We start from the raw sequence: 15,889 nt of genomic DNA on the forward strand, positions 1-15,889 counted from the left end.
GGTGCGCCCGCACCGTCCCGTGACCGCAATAGTCTGTAGGGCATGCTTCGTCGCGTGATGACCCTCGCTGTCGCCCTCGTCCTCCTCATCGGGCTGGGGGTCGGCAGCCTCTTCCTGCCCATGCCGTATCTGGTGGCGGCACCGGGTGCGATCGTCAACACCACGGGCGACCTGGAGGGCGAACCGGTCATCGAGATCGGGGGAGCCGACACCTACGAGCACGACGACGGATCGCTGTCGATGGTCACGGTCCAGTACGCCGGCGGCCCCGACCACCGGCTCAACTTCTTCACCGTCATGACCTCCTGGCTCTCCCCGCGCGACGCCGTCCTGCCCGAGGAGCTGCTCTTCCCCGCCGACCGCACCCCCGAAGAGGTCAGCGAGCGCCAGAGCGTCCAGATGAACGACTCCCAGACCGAGGCCACCGCTGCCGCCCTCACCCAGCTCGGCACCGACTACGAGGCGGTGCCCGTGGTCGCCGAGGCGGTCGAGGGCATGCCGGCCGAGGGGCTCGTCGAGGCCGACGACATCGTCCTGGAGGTCGACGGAGAGCCGGTTCCCACCCACACGCAGGAGAGCGAGGGCGAGGCCGTGGGCAGCGGCGCCGTCGTCGAGATGGTCGCCGACCGTGAGCCCGGCGAACCCGTCACCCTCCTGCTCGACCGCGACGGCGAGGAGGTCGATGTCGAGCTCGAGACCGAGGAGGGCGAGGACGGCTCCGCGGCCGTCGGGGTCCTCATCGCCGACGACATGGACTTCCCGATCGACGTCGACATCACCGTCGGCCAGATCGGCGGGCCCAGCGCCGGGATGATGTTCTCCCTCGGGATCATGGACCGCCTCAGCGAGGACGGCATCACCGGCGGCGCCGAGGTGGCGGGCTCCGGCACCATCACCGCGGAGGGCGAGGTCGGCGGTGTCAGCGGGATCCCGCAGAAGATGGTCAGCGCCCAGCAGGTCGGCGCCGAGTACTTCTTCGTCGCCTCCGACAGCTGCCCCCAGGTGAGCCAGTCCGCGGCCTACGGAGAGCTCGACGTGGTCGCCGTCGACACCCTCGACGAGGCCGTCGACGCCCTGGAGACCATCAACGCCGACGGCGACGACCTGCCCCGCTGCGAGGAGTAGCCGCCCCGGCCGCACGGCCGCCGCGAACGAGAACGGCGCCGCCCCGAACAGGATCGGGGCGGCGCCGTCGTCGGTCGGGTCGCGGTTCAGGTCTCCGACGACCCCTGCTCGGTGGCCGGCAGCTCGATGTCCAGGGTCAGGGCCAGGGCCGAGGTCAGGGCGGGGATCAGGTCCTCCCCGTCCATCACTTCCTCGTCGGTGTCGTGGTTGCGCAGGCGCATCGCGCAGTGGCGCGACCCGTCCCGCCCGACCCCGGCGACCATGCGGATCTCCTCGGTCTCCTTGCCTGAGGTGTTGGGGTCCTCGTCCACGGCGAGGGTCTCGTCGGACCCCTTCACCACGAGGCGCTCCATCACCAACGCGCACCCGGCCACACCCTCGGGCCACATGATGCGGCCGAGCGCCTCCTCCAGGGGAACGTCCTCCGGAAGGCGCTCCTGCTGCACCGGGGTCAGCTCGTCCGGGGACTCCGGTTCGGAGATCCCCAGCAGCTGCGCGGCGGCGGGCTCGGCCTTGAGCAGCTCGGCCGTCGGCACCAGGGCGTACAGCTCCAACGGCTGGTCCCACCCCTGTTCGGCGACGTGGTGTTCCAGGTCCATCACGGCTTCACGAATGTTCGACACGTTTCCATGGTGGCCGATGTGGGGACCTCGCTGCGCCCGGCACGTCCCAGTAGGGTCGGACCCGGCCCCCGCCCGGATGCAGCTCCGATACTGCAACGATGCACGCTTGTCACCCGCGCGGAAGCGATTTCGGGAACCTGACGGCCACCGATTAAGTTTTCTGTAATAGGGCGCCACTTGCGCACCGAAACGCACCTACCAAGTCAGAACGAGGGGGAGGCGTGAGCTTCCGATCGCCCGGCGCACCACCTGCGCGTATGCCTCGCCGATCAAGGTTGCTCGCGCCTGTCGCAGCGACCGTGGTCGTCATCATCGCGGGTCTGGTGTTCGCCGCCAACTTCTGGACCGACTTCAAGTGGTTCCAGTCCGTCGACTACACCTCGGTCTTCCTGACCGAGCTGTGGACCCGTGTGCTGTTGTTCGCCGCGGCAGGTCTGGTGATGGCGGTCGTCGTCGGCGCCAGCATCTACTTCGCCTACCGTGCCCGGCCGGCCATGCGCCCGGCCAGCCTGGAACAGCAGGGACTGGACCGCTACCGGCAGTCCATCGACCCGCACCGCAAGCTCTTCTACTGGATCGCCGTCGGCGCCCTGGCGGTCCTCGCCGGTGCGGCCGCCAGCGGTGACTGGCAGTCGTTCCTGCAGTTCATGAACGCGACGAACTTCGGGGCGACCGACCCCGAGTTCAACATGGACATCGGGTTCTTCGCGTTCACCCTGCCGTTCCTGGAGACCCTGCTCGGGTACCTGTACGCCGCCGTGATCCTGGCGTTCATCGCCGCGGTCGTCGTGCACTACCTGTACGGCGGCGTCCGCCTGCAGAACGACACCGGCCAGCGTGCCACCCCGTCCGCCCGCGTGCACCTGTCGGTGCTCCTGGGCCTCTTCGTGCTGCTGCGCGCGGTCTCCTACTGGCTCGACCGCTACGGCCTGCTCTTCTCCGAGCGCGGTTACACGTTCGGTGCCGCCTACACCGACGTCAACGCGGTCAAGACGGCGCTGACGATCCTCACCGTCATCTCGGTGATCTGCGCGCTGCTGTTCTTCGCGAACATCTACTTCAAGAACACGATGGTCCCGATGGCGAGCCTGGGGCTCCTGCTGCTGTCCGCCGTCCTCGTGGGCGTGGCCTACCCGCAGATCGTGCAGAACTTCCAGGTCGACCCCAACGAGCAGCGCCTGGAAGCCGAGTACATCCAGCGCAACATCGACAGCACCCGTGAGGCGTACGAGATCGCCGACTCGGACGTGCAGACCTACGACGCCACCACCGAGCTCACGCCCGAGGAGCTGGCGGAAGAGGCCGACACGATCCCGAGCGTGCGCCTGGCCGACCCGTCCGTGGTCTCGCAGACCTTCCAGCAGATGCAGCAGGTCCGCGGCTTCTACCAGTTCCCGGACGTGCTCGAGGTCGACCGCTACGAGGACACCGACGGCAACCTCACCGACACGCTGGTCGCCGTCCGCGAGCTCGAGGGTCCGCCGGACGACCAGGACAACTGGCTGAACCGGCACCTGATCTACACCCACGGCTACGGCATGGTGGGCGCGGCCGGCAACCTCATCGACGACGAGGGCCGCCCGGTCTTCACCGAGTACAACATCCCGCCGCGGGGTGAGCTCAGTGAGGTGACCGGCGAGTACGAGCCGCGCATCTACTACGGCCGCGAAGGCGCCGAGTACGTCATCGTCGGCGCCGAGGACGAGTACGACTACCCCCTCGACGCCGAGGAGGACGCGGGGGACGTGCCCACGCCCGAGGACGCGATCGAGGACGAGTCCCGCGCGCCCAACGAGGGCGACACCGAAGGCAACGGTGAAGGCGGCGGCGAGGGTGCCGACGCCGAGGGCGAGGGCGAGGAGCCCGAGGGTTCGCAGGCCTACACCAACTACGACGGTGAAGGCGGCGTGCCGCTGAACAACTTCTTCGACCGGATCCTGTACGCGATCAAGTACCAGGAGACGAGCATCCTGCTCAACAGCGCGATCGACAGCAACTCGCGCATCATCTACGAGCGGGACCCGGAGGAGCGCGTCCAGAAGGTCGCCCCGTTCCTGACCACCGACAGCCGCCCGTACCCGGCGGTCGTCGACGGCCAGGTCAAGTGGATCGTGGACGCCTACACCACGTCCAACAACTACCCGTACGCCAACCGGCTCGACTTCAACCAGGCGGTGACCGACACCTTCACCGACGGTTCGGTGCAGGAGGTCGGCGCGCTGCCCGGCAACGAGGTCAACTACATCCGGAACTCGGTCAAGGCCACCGTCGACGCCTACGACGGCACGGTGGAGCTGTACCAGTGGGACGAGGACGACCCCGTCCTGGAGACCTGGATGGGTGCGTTCCCGGACATCGTCACGCCGCGGGACGAGATGAGCGACGAGCTCATCGACCACATCCGGTACCCGGACGACCTGTTCAAGGTCCAGCGCGAGATCATGCGCGAGTACCACGTGACCGAGCCGGACGCCTACTACGGCGGTCAGGACTTCTGGGAGGTCCCGGAGGACCCGACCAACGAGACGGAAGAGGCCGAGCCGCCCTACCGCCAGACCATCAACTTCCCGGGCGCGGAGGAGGCCAGCTTCTCGCTGACCTCGACCTTCGTGCCGCGGGGACGTGAGAACCTGGCGGCGTTCATGGCCGTGGACAGCGACCCGCGCTCCGACGACTACGGTCAGCTGCAGCTCCTGGAGCTGCCGCGGAGCACCGTGATCTTCGGTCCCGGGCAGATCCAGAACGCCTTCGACTCCGACGCCGATGTGCGTGAGGTCCTGCTCCCGCTGGAGCAGTCCGAGGCCGAGGTCACGCGGGGCAACCTGCTGACCCTGCCGTTCGGTGGCGGTCTGCTCTACGTCGAGCCGCTGTACGTCCAGGCCGGCGGCGGCGGTGCTGCGTCCTTCCCGCTCCTGCAGCAGGTGATGGTCGGCTTCGGTGAGGAGGTCGCCATCGGCAGCACCCTCCAGGAGGCTCTGAACAACCTGTTCGAGGGCGGCCAGGGCCCGCTCCCCGAGCCGGACACCGGCGACGAGGGGACCGAGGACGAGGACCCGGCCGAGGGTGACGCCGGGGCCGGTGACGAAGACACCGGCGGAACCGACGAGGACCTCGTCGACGCCCTGAACGAGGCCGTGGAGGCCTTGGAGGAGGCCCAGGAGTCCAACGACGACGCCAACGAGCGCGTGCGTGAGGCCCTGGAGGACATCGAGGAGCAGATGGGCAACTAACGGCCCAGGGGTCCGAGGGCCCGCGCTCCGAGAGCGTTCCGTGTGGGGCGGTACCCGTCGAGGGTGCCGCCCCACCGTCGTTCCCGGGCGGGGAACGGGCGGGTGAGTGGCCGCACACCCGCACTGTTCGAGGGAGTCCCGCGAGCACGATAGGCTGAGAACACACCGACGCGGGGTGGAGCAGTTCGGTAGCTCGCTGGGCTCATAACCCAGAGGTCGCAGGTTCAAATCCTGTCCCCGCTACCACGTCCTCGGCCGGGGGTTCGCCCCCGGCCGAGGGGATTCATTCGGGTGGGCCTCACTCGGCGAACCGCAAGGGGAACCGATTTGCCACCCGGGCCGCAAGGTCCTAAAGTTGAGGTCAACGACGCGGGGTGGAGCAGTTCGGTAGCTCGCTGGGCTCATAACCCAGAGGTCGCAGGTTCAAATCCTGTCCCCGCTACCACGTTTTCCGGAGAGATTTCATCCCGCTCTCCGGGGAATTCAACGGGTGGGTCTCATCCGGTCCCTTCACGGGAACCGATACGGCACCCGGGCCGCAAGGCCCGAAATTCGAGGCCATCGACGCGGGGTGGAGCAGTTCGGTAGCTCGCTGGGCTCATAACCCAGAGGTCGCAGGTTCAAATCCTGTCCCCGCTACCAAGGAAGCGCCGGGTGGAGAATTCCGCCCGGCGCTTTTTCGTGTGTCCGGTCATGGCCGTCGCGCACGGCAGGGCCCGCACACGAGAAGAGCCCCGCAGACCCCGGGCGGCCGTTGTGGCGGCCGCCGGGTCCACGGGGCTCCGTAAGTCCGGCCGGGCCGGTCCCGGGCGCCCACGGCCCTCTCAGAGGTGTACGGCTGGGCGCGGGCCTACTCGGCCTCGAAGCCGTCGCAGGCCAGCGCGGTCCCGGTCTCCTCGTCGGTCCACAGGACGGTGTGCGTGCCCGCGGCCAGCCCGGCGCCCTCGAAGTCGTCGGGGAACTCGACGGGGGCCACCTCGCCGTCCTCGACGGCCGCCGCAGCGGTCACGGGTTCCTCGTCCGGTCCCACCACGACGACCTCGGTGCCCGTGGTGTCGGCGTCCTCCGGGGCGTGGGCGGACAGCGCGACGGGGCCCTCCTCGACGGCACGGCGGGGCACGTCCGTGCGCCACCCGCCGGCGGCGTCCACGTCCGGCTCGCACAGAAGGGTGTCGGGGTCGAAGCGGGACTCGGGGAGCCCGTCCTCCTCGGCCCCGTTCGCCTCGCGTGCGTCCTCGGCGATCATGGCGTCGAGCTGCTCGGGTGAGTGGCCGTGCCCCTCGGAGCAGGCGGTGGCCAGCAGGAACAGGGGCAGGGCGGCGCACACGGCCAGGCGCCGCACAGGGTGGGTCGTCAACACGCCGTGCACGCTACTACAACGGGCCGACCCGTCAGCACCGAACGATCCGGGTTCCGAAGGGCACCGGGAACCCTGGACGGGGTCAGGTGGGGCGCAGCGGAGTGGGTCCGCCGTTGAGCCAGGTCAGGGTCTGGTCGTGGAGCGCGCCGTTGGTGCAGACCAGCGGCCCGTTGTCCTCGAAGCCCTCACCGCGCAGGTTGGTGGCGCGGCCGCCGGCCTCCTCGAGGATGATCGGCAGCGGGGCGGCGTCCCACACCGACAGTTCCGGTTCGGCGGCGATGTCGACCGTGCCCTCGGCGACCATCACGTGCGACCAGAAGTCACCGTAGGCGCGCGTGCGCCACACCGAACGGGTCAGGCCGAGGAAGGACTCCAGGCGGCCCTGCTCCTCCCAGCCGGTCAGCGACGAAAAACTGAGCGAGGCGTCGGAGAGCTCGCCGACCTGCGAGACCTGGCAGCGCGAGGCCTTGGAGAGGCTGCGCCCGGTCCACGTCCCGTTGCCCTGGGAGGCCCACCAGCGCCGCTGCAGCGCCGGGGCAGAGACCACACCCACCACCGGGCGGTCGCCCTCGAGCAGGGCGATGAGCGTCGCCCACACGGGGACCCCGCGCACGTAGTTCTTGGTGCCGTCGATGGGGTCGATGACCCACACCCGGTTGCTGTTGCCGGTCTTGCCGTACTCCTCGCCGACCACCGCGTCGCGCGGGCGCGCGCGGGAGAGCACACTGCGCAGCGTCTCCTCGACCATCCGGTCGGCCTCGGTCACCGGGGTGAGGTCGGGTTTGGTGTCCACCACCAGATCGAGTGCTCGGAAACGCTTGAGAGCGATGTCGTCGGCAGCGTCGGCGAGCACGTGGGCCAGACGCAGATCATCGTCGAAGGACGCCATGGGCGGTAACGCTACCCGCCCCGGAACGAACATGGCCAAAGGGGCACCCGCACGTGATGCAAGTGTGACACCGGGCGGAACCGGAACCCTTGCGGCTCCGGGGTTCCGGTCCGGCGGCGGATGCGATCATGGAGGGCATGGAACCGGTGAACGAAGAGCGTGCCGAACGCACCCCCGTGCGCGAGCGGCTCATGGACGCCGCCTACGCCGAGGTCGTGGCGGGCCGCTGGACACAACAGCGCATGGCCGACATCGCCTCGGCCGCGGAGGTGTCCCGGCAGACGCTCTACAACGTCTTCGGCAGTAAGGAAGGGCTGCTGCAGGCGGTCGTGGTGCGGGAGGCCGACAGCCTCCTCGACAAGGTCGTCGCACTGCTGGAGGAGGACCGGTCCGACCCCGTGCACGCCGTCAGCCGCACGACGGGGTTCGTGCTGCGCTCGCTGCGCGACAACCCGCTCCTGCGCGCCGTCGTCGCCGGGGACCGCGAACTGCTGCCCGTGGTCACCACCCGTTCCGCGCCGCTGCTGGACGTGCTCGGTGAACGCATGGCCGCCATGCTCGCCGAGAGCTGCCCCGAGCTGGACCGTTCGGTGACCGAGGCCGTCGCGGACGTGAACCTGCGCCTGACGGTCTCCTACGCCCTGCAACCCATCGACCCCGACGAGGCCGCCCGCCGTGTGGAGGCCGTGGTCCACGGAATGCTCTGCGTGGGCCTGCCCGAGGCGGGCCGCACCCGGGGTTGAGCGGACCGAGAGGAGGAGCGCCCCCGTGCGGGACGGTTCCTACACAGAACGGCACCGCCAGGAGGTTCTGGACTGCTACACCTCCGGCGGGCGGATCACGGCCATGCCCGTGCGGCGCCCGGACCGGCTCGTCCTGCTCGACCACGTGGCACGCGGCCTGGAACCGGGCGTGCGCTACACCGAACCGGAGCTGACCGCGGTGCTGCTGCGCTACGGCTCCGACCTGGCGGCGCTACGCGGCGGACTGTTGGCCGAGGGGTTCCTCGAACACGACCGGCGGGCGTACTGGCGCTGCGGCGGCACCGTCGAGCTCTGAGCAGGGCAGACGCTCGGGGATCTTGCTACCGGAGCCGAACTCAGCGCTGAACCCGGCTCTGGTAGCAAGATCCTCGCAATCAGGAAAGGGCCGGGGGCTCTTCCTCGTCCTCGCCCTCGCGGCTGGAGAGCAGCCGCACCAGGGAGGACACCCGGTCGGCGTCCAGGGTCCCGGCGGCCAGGGCCGCATGGACGGCGCAGCCGGGGGAGTCGGGCCGGTGCGCGCAGCCCTCCGGGCAGTCCGGGGTGAGCTCGGCGATCTCCGGGAACCCGGCGACGATCTCCTCCGGTGCGATGTGGGCGAGCCCGAAGCTGCGCACACCCGGGGTGTCGATGAGCCATCCGCCCTCGAAGGCGAGGGCGACCGCGGAGGTCGAGGTGTGGCGCCCGCGGCCGGTGACGGTGTTGACCCCGCCCACGGCCCGGTCGGTTCCGGGGATCAACCGGTTGACCAGCGTCGACTTTCCCACGCCGGAGGAACCCACGAGCACCGTCGTGCGCCCGGCGAGGCGCTCGGACAGTTCCGTCGGGTCCGAGTCCGGACCGAGCACGACGTACGGCAGGCCGAGCGGTTCGTACAGGCGCACCATCGGCCCGGGGTCCCCGAGGTCGGCCTTGGTCAGGCACAGCAGGGGTTCCAGGCCGGCGTCGTAGGCGGCGACCAGACAGCGGTCCACGAACCGGGGCTGCGGTTCGGGGTCGGCCAGGGCGCACACGATCGCGAGCTGGTCGGCGTTGGCGACGATGATGCGCTCGACCGGGTCGGTGTCGTCGGCGGTGCGGCGCAGCACCGAGTGGCGGTCCTTGACCCGCACGACCCGGGCGAGTGTGTCCGGCTTGCCCGACAGGTCGCCGACCACGTCCACCCGGTCCCCGACCACGATGGAACCGCGGCCCAGTTCGCGGGCCTTCATCGCCACCACCGGGACGCCGGCGACCAGGCACCGGTACCGGCCGCGGTCCACGGCGGTGACCAGGCCCTCCTCGGCGTCGGAGTGCTTGGGCCGGTTGCGGGTGCGGGGCTTGGAACCGCCCCGGGCGCGCACGCGTACGTCGCGTTCGTCCATGTGGCGGCCCCCGCCCCGCGTGCGGCTCACGACAGGGCCTCCGCCCAGAGCCCGGGGAAGTCGGGCAGGGTCTTGCGGGTGGTGGCGATGTCCTCCACCTCGATCCCGGGGACCGCCAGCCCGAGCACCGCGCCGGAGGTGGCCATGCGGTGGTCGTCGTAGGAGTGGAAGACACCACCGTGCAGCGGGCGCGGCTCGATGACCAGGCCGTCCTCGAGCTCCTCCGCGTGCCCGCCGAGCCGGTTGATCTCCGTGGCCAGCGCGGCGATCCGGTCGGTCTCGTGGCGGCGCAGGTGGGCGACGCCGGTCAGGCGCGAGGGGCTGTCGGCCAGCGCGGCGAGGGCGGCGATCGTCGGCGTGAGTTCACCGACGTCGTGCAGGTCGGCGTCGATCCCGCGGATCTTGCCGGTGCCGTAGACGGTCAGGTCGCCGCCGTCCCGGGCGACCTCGCCGCCCATGCGGGCCAGCAGCGAACGCAGTGCGTCGCCGGCCTGCGTGGTGTGCTCGGGCCAGTCCTCGACGGTGACCGCGCCCCCGGTGACCAGCGCAGCTGCCAGGAACGGTCCGGCGTTGGACAGGTCCGGCTCGACGGGGATCTCCGACACCCGGATCGCACCCGGTTCGACCCGCCACTCGTCCTCGCCGGTCTCCACGGTGACCCCGGCCGCGCGCAGCATCTCCACGGTCATGTCCAGGTGCGGCTGGGAGGGCACCGGCGGGCCGTCGTGGCGCAGGCGCAGGCCCTTCTCGAACCGCGCCCCGCTCAGCAGCAGCGCCGACACGAACTGGGAGGAACCCGACGCGTCGAGGGTGACCTCGCCGCCCGGGAGCGACCCCGTTCCGTGCACGGTCATCGGCAGCGCACCCCGGCCGCCGTCGTCGATGTCGGCGCCCAACGCACGCAGGGCCTGCAGGAGCGCGCCGACGGGGCGCTCGTGCGAACGCGGGTCGCCGTCGAAGTGCACGTCACCGTCGGCCAGGGCCGCGATCGGGGGCACGAACCGCATCACCGTTCCGGCGTTGCCCACGTCCACCGACGCCGGGCCGCGCAGGTCGGCCGGGGTGACGGCCAGGTCGTCGCCGTCCTGCTCCACACGCGCGCCCAGGGAACGCAGCGCACCCGCCATGAGGTCGCTGTCCCGGCTGACCAGGGGGCGGCGGACCACGCACGGGGTCTCCGACAGCGCGGCCAGCACCAGCGCACGGTTGGTCACGGACTTGGAACCGGGCAGGGACAGGCGGGCGCGCACAGGGCGGTCGGCCGTGGGCGCGGGCCAGTGGTCGGCGGCAGACGGCTGCGGGGATGCGGAGTCAGGCATGGTCCCAGGTTATGGGAAACGGTGCCACCGCGGTTCCGGGCGGCCGGTTCGCCCGAAGTATCCTTGGTGGCGACATGGTGTATCTGGATCACGCTGCCACGACCGGGGTCCGCCCCGAGGTCGCCGCCGACGTCACGGCCGGGCTCGGCTCGCTCGGCAACCCTTCCTCCCTGCACGGCCACGGCCGGGCCGCCCGCCGCACCGTCGAGGAATCACGCGAACGCATCGCGGCGGCCGTGGGCTGTACCCCGCACGAGGTCGTGTTCACCGGGGGCGGGACCGAGGCCGACAACCTCGCGATCAAGGGCCTGTACTGGGCCCGCAACGCCCAGGACCCTGCGCGGCGGCGTGTGCTGCTCAGCGCGGTCGAGCACCACGCCGCGCTCGACCCGGCGCAGTGGATCGCCGACCACCAGGGCGCGCAGGTCGAGTACCTGCCGGTGGACCGCCTGGGGCGCGTGAGCCCCGAGACCTTGCGCGAGGCGGTCGGGAGCGACCCGGACTCGGTCGCGCTGGTCTCGGTCATGTGGGCCAACAACGAGGTCGGCACGGTCCAGCCGGTCCGGGAGCTCGCCGAGGTCGCCGCCGAGTACGGGATCCCGATGCACACCGACGCCGTGCAGGCCGTGGGCGCCGAGCCGGTCGACTTCGCCGCGAGCGGGGTCGGTGCGCTCAGCCTCAGCGGCCATAAGCTCGGCGGTCCCGTGGGGGCCGGGGCTCTGGTGCTCGCACGCGGGCTCACCCCGGTCCCGGTGCTGCACGGCGGCGGCCAGGAACGCGACGTGCGTTCGGGGACCGTGCCCACGGCGCTGGTGCGGGGCCTGGCGACCGCCGTGGGGATGGCCGTCGACGAGCGTGAGGAGCACGTCAAGCACGTGTCCGCGCTGCGGGACGAGCTCGAGGCCCGTGTGCGCGAGGCCGTTCCGGACGTGGTCGTCAACGGTGACCCCCAGGGCCGCCTGCCCGGGATCGCGCACCTGTCGTTCCCCGGCTGCGAGGGCGACGCCCTGCTCATGCTCCTGGACGCCCAGGGCATCTCGTGCTCGACCGGTTCGGCCTGCTCGGCCGGGGTGGCCCAGCCCAGCCACGTGCTGCTGGCCATGGGGGCCGACCCCGACACCGCGCTCAGCAGCCTGCGCCTGTCCCTGGGCCGGTCCTCCACCTCGGAGGACGTGGCCGCCCTGGCCGCGGCGATCGGCCCCGCGGTCGAGCGCTCGCGTGCCGCCCGCGCCAAGCGCAGGTACTGAAACGCCTAGGCGCGCTCGATGGTGACCGACTCCAGGGTCACGTCGCTGACCGGGCGGTCCTGGGAATCGGTCTCCACCTGCGCGATGGTGTCCAGGACCTCCTGGGAGTCGTCGTCGGCCACGTGCCCGAAGATCGTGTGCTGGCCGTCCAGGTGCGTGGTCTCGGTGACCGTCAGGAAGAACTGCGACCCGTTCGTGCCGTCGCCCTCGGGGGTCCGGCCGGAGTTGGCCATGGCCAGCACACCCGGCTGGTCGAAGCTGTGGTCGGCCTCGACCTCGTCGTCGAAGGTGTAGCCGGGGCCGCCGCGCCCGGTCCCCTCGGGGTCGCCGCCCTGGACCATGAAGTCGTCGATGACGCGGTGGAAGATCAGGCCGTCGTAGAACTCGTCCTCCGACAGCCCCACGAAGTTCGCGACGGTGACCGGGGCGTCCTCGGGGTGCAGGTCCAGCTCGATGTCGCCCTCGCTGGTGTGCAGCACGGCGCCCTCGACGTCGGAGACGTCCACGTCCGGCGGGCCGGCGTCGTCGTTCTGCTGGTCGCCCTGGGTCTGCTCGTCGTTCGGCTGTTCCTCGGGCTCCGACGGGGACCCTTCGCCGCAGGCCGCGGTCAGCAGCAGGGCCGAGGAGGCCAGGAGGGCCGAGGCGGGGAGAGTCAAGCGCGTCATCGGTTCACTTCCGGGTCAGGTTCAGCGGCTGGGCGGTCCACAGGGTACTGCGGTACCCGCACCGCAGCGCGACAGGACCTTGGTCCTTCGCTGCGCCGGAAGGGGCCCGGCGCGGCTCTCAACCCGCGTCGAGACCGTCCTCGTCCTGCTCGCGGTCCTGCCGCTCGCGGCGCTCCTGCTCCTCCCGCTCCTGCAGCTCACGTGCCCGGCGGCGCTGGGCCTCGGCGCGCTCGCGGCACCGGCGCAGGAACTCCTCGTCGTCCTCAGGGGTCGCTCCCCGAGCCCGGTTCGGATGGTCGTATTCGGGGAAGGGCGAAGTCGTGGCCGGGGACCGGGTGGTGACGAGGGACTCCCTGGGCGGGCGTCCCAGGGTGAACCACAGCAGTCCGCCGAACTTCGGCAGGAACAGCACGATCACGACCCACACCGGCTTGGACAGCAGCCGTGTCGACCCGGCGTCCGCGCTGATCACGTCGAACAGCGCGTACACCCAGATGGCCAGGGACATCACGGCGAGGAACAGCGCGAGGTAGACCACGGGGACTTTCCAATCGGGGGACACCAGGAGACCGGGACTGCGGCCGCGGTCCCTGTCATGACTTATCACGGATCGCCGTACCCACCGCGGGCCTTGACCTCCCGTGTGCACAGGAGGAAGGTCGGTCCACGCCGCCGGGCCCGGTCCTGTCCGGGCCCGGAAGAGTACCGGGTTGCGCACGGGGCGGACCCGGGAACACCCGGAAGAGCGGGAGGCGACGAGATGGACGAGTTGCACCGGGCAGGACCCGCCCGTACACCGATCCGGCCGACCGGCCGGCCACGAACCCGGGAGGTCGGATGAACACTGCACTGCCGTCCGCGATGTGGCTGCCTTTCGCGGCGCGGGTCCTGCGGGCCCGTTCCGACCGCGGGCTCACCCGGGCCGAGCTGGCCCGGTCCGTCGGGGTCAGTGACGACAAGCTCCGCGAGGTGGAACGTGCACACTGCCGTCCCGCGCGCTCGCTCGTCGCGCGCGTGGAGACCGCCCTGGGCCCGGAACACCAGCTCATGGAGGCCTGGGCGATCACACTCCAGGCGGAGGCGTTCCCGAACGAGTTCGCCGACCTGTGCGAGCTCGGTGTGCACGCCCAGCACCTGTGGGAGCACCAGCCGGTCGCGATCCCGGTGTTCCTGCGCGTGCCCGAGTACTCCAGGGCCGTGATCAAACCGCGGCTGGGCCACCTCGGCGACGAGGAGGTCGAGCTCATGGTCGACGACGAGATGGAACACCGCGCGGCGATGATCGCGCCCGGCGGGCCGGGCCTGCGTGTGGTGCTCAACGAGTCGGTGCTGCGCCGTCCCCAGGGCGGGGTGCGGGTGCTCAACGCACAGCGCAGGTTCCTGGCCGACCTCGTCGACGCCGGCATCGTCACGATCGCGGTGATCCCGGAGGCCACCCCGGACCACCCGGGCCTGGGGGAGGCGTTCCGGCTCATGGAGTTCGCCGACCGGCCGAGCATGGTCTACGCGTTCGGGGCCCGCGGCGGCGAGCTCACCGCCGAGAGCGAGCAGGTCGCGGGGTGCACGATGGTGCGCGACGCCATCGAGGACGTCGGGGTGGAACTCTCGCCCGACTCCGAACTGCTCACCGCGCGCCCCATCGACGACTGACCCGGTCGCCGAGTCGTGACCCCGCGGGTCTTGGGCGGCCTGCCCCGTGTGGGCTAGGTTGCGCGCCATGGATATCGCGATCACATCCGGATACGTCGTGCCCGTCGACGGTGACCCCGTCGACGGCGGCACGGTCCTCATCTCCGACGGCCGGATCACCGCCGTCGGCCCGGACTCCGAGGTCACCGTCCCCGCGGGCGCCCGGGTCGTCGACGCCGCCGGCAAGTGGGTGCTGCCGGGGTTCGTCGAGGCGCACGGCCACATCGGCGTACATGAGGAGAGCGTCGGCTGGGCCGGCGACGACACCAACGAGATGACCGACCCCAACGGCGCGCGCATGCGTGCGCTCGACGCGGTCAACCCCGCCGACCAGGGTTTTGTCGACGCGCTCGCCGGCGGTGTCACGAGCTCGGTCATCAAACCCGGTTCCGGCAACCCCATCGGCGGGCAGACCGTCGCGGTCAAGTGCTGGGGCCGCAGCATGGAGGACCGCCTCCTCAAGGAGCCCGCGAGCGTCAAGAGCGCCCTGGGCGAGAACCCCAAGCGTGTGTACGGGAACAAGGACCGCCTGCCCTCCACCCGCCAGGGTGTGGCCGCGGTGATCCGCGACGCCCTGACCAAGGCCCAGGACTACAAGGCCAAGCGCGACCACGCCGCCGCCGAGGGCACGCCCTTCGACCGGGACAACACCCTGGAGGTCCTGGCGCGGGTGCTCGACGGCGAGGTGCCGTGGTGCCAGCACACCCACCGGGCCGACGACATCCACACGGCGATCCGGCTCGCGGACGAGTTCGGGTACCGGCTGGTCATCAACCACACGACCGAGGGCCACCTGCTGGCCGACGAGATCGCCGAACGCGGTATCCCGGTGATCAGCGGCCCCCTCATGACGAGCCGGTCGAAGCTGGAGGTGTCGCAGCGGACCCTCGCCAACCCGGGGATCCTCGACCGGGCCGGGGTGAAGCTCGCGCTGACCACCGACCACCCGGTGATCCCGATCGACTTCCTCATCTACCAGGCGATCCTGTGCGTGAAGGAGGGCCTGGACCGCGACAGTGCGATCCGCGCCATCACCCTGAACCCCGCCGAGATCATGGGCCTGGACGACCGGGTCGGGGCGCTGCGCCCGGGTCTGGACGCCGACGTCGTGGTGTGGTCAGGCGACCCGCTGGACGTCATGAGCCGCGCGCTGCAGGTCTTCGTCGACGGGCGCGAGGTCTACACCTGGGACGACCAGGCCCGCCGGGGCGAGGCACTGGACCCCTACTACCGCGAGGACTGAGGGTCCGCTCCGAGGACTGAGGGGGCCTCAGGGCGGTCGCGCGAGGGACTGAGGCGCGGCCGCCCGCGCGGTTACGGCATCCTGCCGATGGTGGCACCGGGTGCCTCAGCCGGAGTCTGGGAGCAGGGCCTGTTTGGTGGACGCCTTCCGTCGCTTCGACCAGCTACTGCGCCGAAGGCGTCGTTTGAGGGTTGGTGGCGGGTGACGGGTGGGCGTATCCAGTGGTGCTATCGCAAGGCCGAAGAAGGAGGCCCCTACTGTGCGCTGCTTCGCAAGCTCAGCAATATCGCACAGCGGGGGCCCGGCCCGGAAGTGCCGTTGACTGATGAGAACGCAGCGAGAGTGCCGCTGGGGCGTCGCGCAGCAGGTAACGG

At 71.0% G+C, this 15,889-nt stretch carries 14 protein-coding genes and 3 tRNA genes; 10 read left to right on the forward strand and 7 right to left on the reverse strand.

Annotation, left to right across the window (positions count from 1 at the left end; genetic code table 11):
• Nucleotides 1-57: 57 nt before the first annotated feature.
• Nucleotides 58-1,125 carry a YlbL family protein gene (locus IDM40_RS13865; protein WP_193122551.1) on the forward strand — a complete coding sequence of 356 codons (1,068 nt, stop codon included), beginning with the start codon at nucleotides 58-60 and terminating at the stop codon, nucleotides 1,123-1,125.
• Between the two features lie 86 nt (nucleotides 1,126-1,211).
• On the opposite strand, the gene IDM40_RS13870 is transcribed toward IDM40_RS13865, so the two are convergent.
• Nucleotides 1,212-1,748, reverse strand: coding sequence for a PPA1309 family protein (locus IDM40_RS13870; RefSeq protein WP_328807021.1), 537 nt, complete (start codon nucleotides 1,746-1,748; stop codon nucleotides 1,212-1,214).
• A 299-nt stretch (nucleotides 1,749-2,047) separates the two neighbouring features.
• Between IDM40_RS13870 and IDM40_RS13875 the strand changes: the two genes are divergently transcribed.
• From IDM40_RS13875 to IDM40_RS13890, 4 genes are all read left to right on the forward strand, one after another.
• Nucleotides 2,048-4,978: a UPF0182 family membrane protein gene (locus IDM40_RS13875; RefSeq protein WP_193122553.1), complete on the forward strand. Its 2,931-nt coding sequence runs from the start codon at nucleotides 2,048-2,050 to the stop codon at nucleotides 4,976-4,978.
• Nucleotides 4,979-5,147: 169 nt separating this feature from the next.
• Nucleotides 5,148-5,224 (forward strand) — tRNA-Met (locus IDM40_RS13880).
• 122 nt (nucleotides 5,225-5,346) lie between these two features.
• Nucleotides 5,347-5,423 (forward strand) — tRNA-Met (locus IDM40_RS13885).
• Nucleotides 5,424-5,543: 120 nt separating this feature from the next.
• A tRNA-Met gene (locus IDM40_RS13890) sits at nucleotides 5,544-5,620 on the forward strand.
• A 208-nt stretch (nucleotides 5,621-5,828) separates the two neighbouring features.
• On the opposite strand, the gene IDM40_RS13895 is transcribed toward IDM40_RS13890, so the two are convergent.
• Together IDM40_RS13895 and hisN are read right to left on the reverse strand one after the other, a co-directional pair.
• Nucleotides 5,829-6,338 carry a hypothetical protein gene (locus IDM40_RS13895; RefSeq protein ID WP_328807022.1) on the reverse strand — a complete coding sequence of 170 codons (510 nt, stop codon included), beginning with the start codon at nucleotides 6,336-6,338 and terminating at the stop codon, nucleotides 5,829-5,831.
• Nucleotides 6,339-6,420: 82 nt separating this feature from the next.
• Nucleotides 6,421-7,227: a histidinol-phosphatase gene (hisN, locus tag IDM40_RS13900; protein ID WP_193122417.1), complete on the reverse strand. Its 807-nt coding sequence runs from the start codon at nucleotides 7,225-7,227 to the stop codon at nucleotides 6,421-6,423.
• A gap of 137 nt (nucleotides 7,228-7,364) precedes the next feature.
• On the opposite strand from hisN, the gene IDM40_RS13905 reads away from it, so the two are divergent.
• Both IDM40_RS13905 and IDM40_RS13910 read left to right on the forward strand, forming a co-directional pair.
• A complete protein-coding gene (locus tag IDM40_RS13905; protein ID WP_193122418.1) occupies nucleotides 7,365-7,970 on the forward strand; it encodes a TetR family transcriptional regulator in 606 nt (201 codons plus the stop codon).
• 25 nt (nucleotides 7,971-7,995) lie between these two features.
• A complete protein-coding gene (locus IDM40_RS13910; RefSeq protein WP_193122419.1) occupies nucleotides 7,996-8,286 on the forward strand; it encodes a DUF2087 domain-containing protein in 291 nt (96 codons plus the stop codon).
• A 79-nt stretch (nucleotides 8,287-8,365) separates the two neighbouring features.
• Here the strand turns inward: IDM40_RS13910 and rsgA are convergent, their stop codons facing one another.
• Both rsgA and aroA read right to left on the reverse strand, forming a co-directional pair.
• Nucleotides 8,366-9,382: a ribosome small subunit-dependent GTPase A gene (gene rsgA / locus IDM40_RS13915; RefSeq protein ID WP_193122420.1), complete on the reverse strand. Its 1,017-nt coding sequence runs from the start codon at nucleotides 9,380-9,382 to the stop codon at nucleotides 8,366-8,368.
• Nucleotides 9,379-10,671 (reverse strand): 3-phosphoshikimate 1-carboxyvinyltransferase, encoded by a 1,293-nt coding sequence (aroA, locus tag IDM40_RS13920; RefSeq protein WP_193122421.1) that lies wholly within the window; start codon nucleotides 10,669-10,671, stop codon nucleotides 9,379-9,381. Before aroA ends, rsgA begins: the two co-directional genes overlap by 4 nt.
• Nucleotides 10,672-10,745: 74 nt before the next feature.
• Between aroA and IDM40_RS13925 the strand changes: the two genes are divergently transcribed.
• Complete coding sequence (locus IDM40_RS13925; RefSeq protein WP_193122422.1) at nucleotides 10,746-11,918, forward strand: cysteine desulfurase family protein; 1,173 nt, start codon at nucleotides 10,746-10,748, stop codon at nucleotides 11,916-11,918.
• A gap of 5 nt (nucleotides 11,919-11,923) precedes the next feature.
• Here the strand turns inward: IDM40_RS13925 and IDM40_RS13930 are convergent, their stop codons facing one another.
• Together IDM40_RS13930 and IDM40_RS13935 are read right to left on the reverse strand one after the other, a co-directional pair.
• Entirely contained in the window at nucleotides 11,924-12,583 is a 660-nt protein-coding gene (locus IDM40_RS13930; RefSeq protein WP_235997579.1) for a peptidylprolyl isomerase, read from the reverse strand.
• 118 nt (nucleotides 12,584-12,701) lie between these two features.
• Nucleotides 12,702-13,121 (reverse strand): PLD nuclease N-terminal domain-containing protein, encoded by a 420-nt coding sequence (locus IDM40_RS13935; RefSeq protein ID WP_193122556.1) that lies wholly within the window; start codon nucleotides 13,119-13,121, stop codon nucleotides 12,702-12,704.
• A 299-nt stretch (nucleotides 13,122-13,420) separates the two neighbouring features.
• Between IDM40_RS13935 and IDM40_RS13940 the strand changes: the two genes are divergently transcribed.
• On the forward strand, nucleotides 13,421-14,233 hold the full coding sequence (locus tag IDM40_RS13940) for a helix-turn-helix domain-containing protein (RefSeq protein WP_193122423.1): 813 nt from the start codon (nucleotides 13,421-13,423) through the stop codon (nucleotides 14,231-14,233).
• A gap of 67 nt (nucleotides 14,234-14,300) precedes the next feature.
• Nucleotides 14,301-15,515 (forward strand): amidohydrolase, encoded by a 1,215-nt coding sequence (locus IDM40_RS13945; protein ID WP_193122424.1) that lies wholly within the window; start codon nucleotides 14,301-14,303, stop codon nucleotides 15,513-15,515.
• The last annotated feature ends 374 nt before the right edge of the window (nucleotides 15,516-15,889 follow it).

Source organism: Nocardiopsis coralli, from assembly GCF_014892575.1.
Classification (GTDB): domain Bacteria; phylum Actinomycetota; class Actinomycetes; order Streptosporangiales; family Streptosporangiaceae; genus Nocardiopsis; species Nocardiopsis coralli.

Excerpts from the sequence above, each read along its gene's own strand:
- IDM40_RS13865 (WP_193122551.1), top strand. The coding sequence starts at position 58 with ATGACCCTCGCTGTCGCCCTCGTCCTCCTCATCGGGCTGGGGGTCGGC.
- IDM40_RS13905 (WP_193122418.1), top strand. The coding sequence starts at position 7,365 with ATGGAACCGGTGAACGAAGAGCGTGCCGAACGCACCCCCGTGCGCGAG.
- IDM40_RS13945 (WP_193122424.1), top strand. The coding sequence starts at position 14,301 with ATGGATATCGCGATCACATCCGGATACGTCGTGCCCGTCGACGGTGAC.
- IDM40_RS13930 (WP_235997579.1), bottom strand. The coding sequence starts at position 12,583 with ATGACGCGCTTGACTCTCCCCGCCTCGGCCCTCCTGGCCTCCTCGGCC.
- IDM40_RS13925 (WP_193122422.1), top strand. The coding sequence starts at position 10,746 with ATGGTGTATCTGGATCACGCTGCCACGACCGGGGTCCGCCCCGAGGTC.
- hisN (WP_193122417.1), bottom strand. The coding sequence starts at position 7,227 with ATGGCGTCCTTCGACGATGATCTGCGTCTGGCCCACGTGCTCGCCGAC.
- aroA (WP_193122421.1), bottom strand. The coding sequence starts at position 10,671 with ATGCCTGACTCCGCATCCCCGCAGCCGTCTGCCGCCGACCACTGGCCC.
- IDM40_RS13940 (WP_193122423.1), top strand. The coding sequence starts at position 13,421 with ATGAACACTGCACTGCCGTCCGCGATGTGGCTGCCTTTCGCGGCGCGG.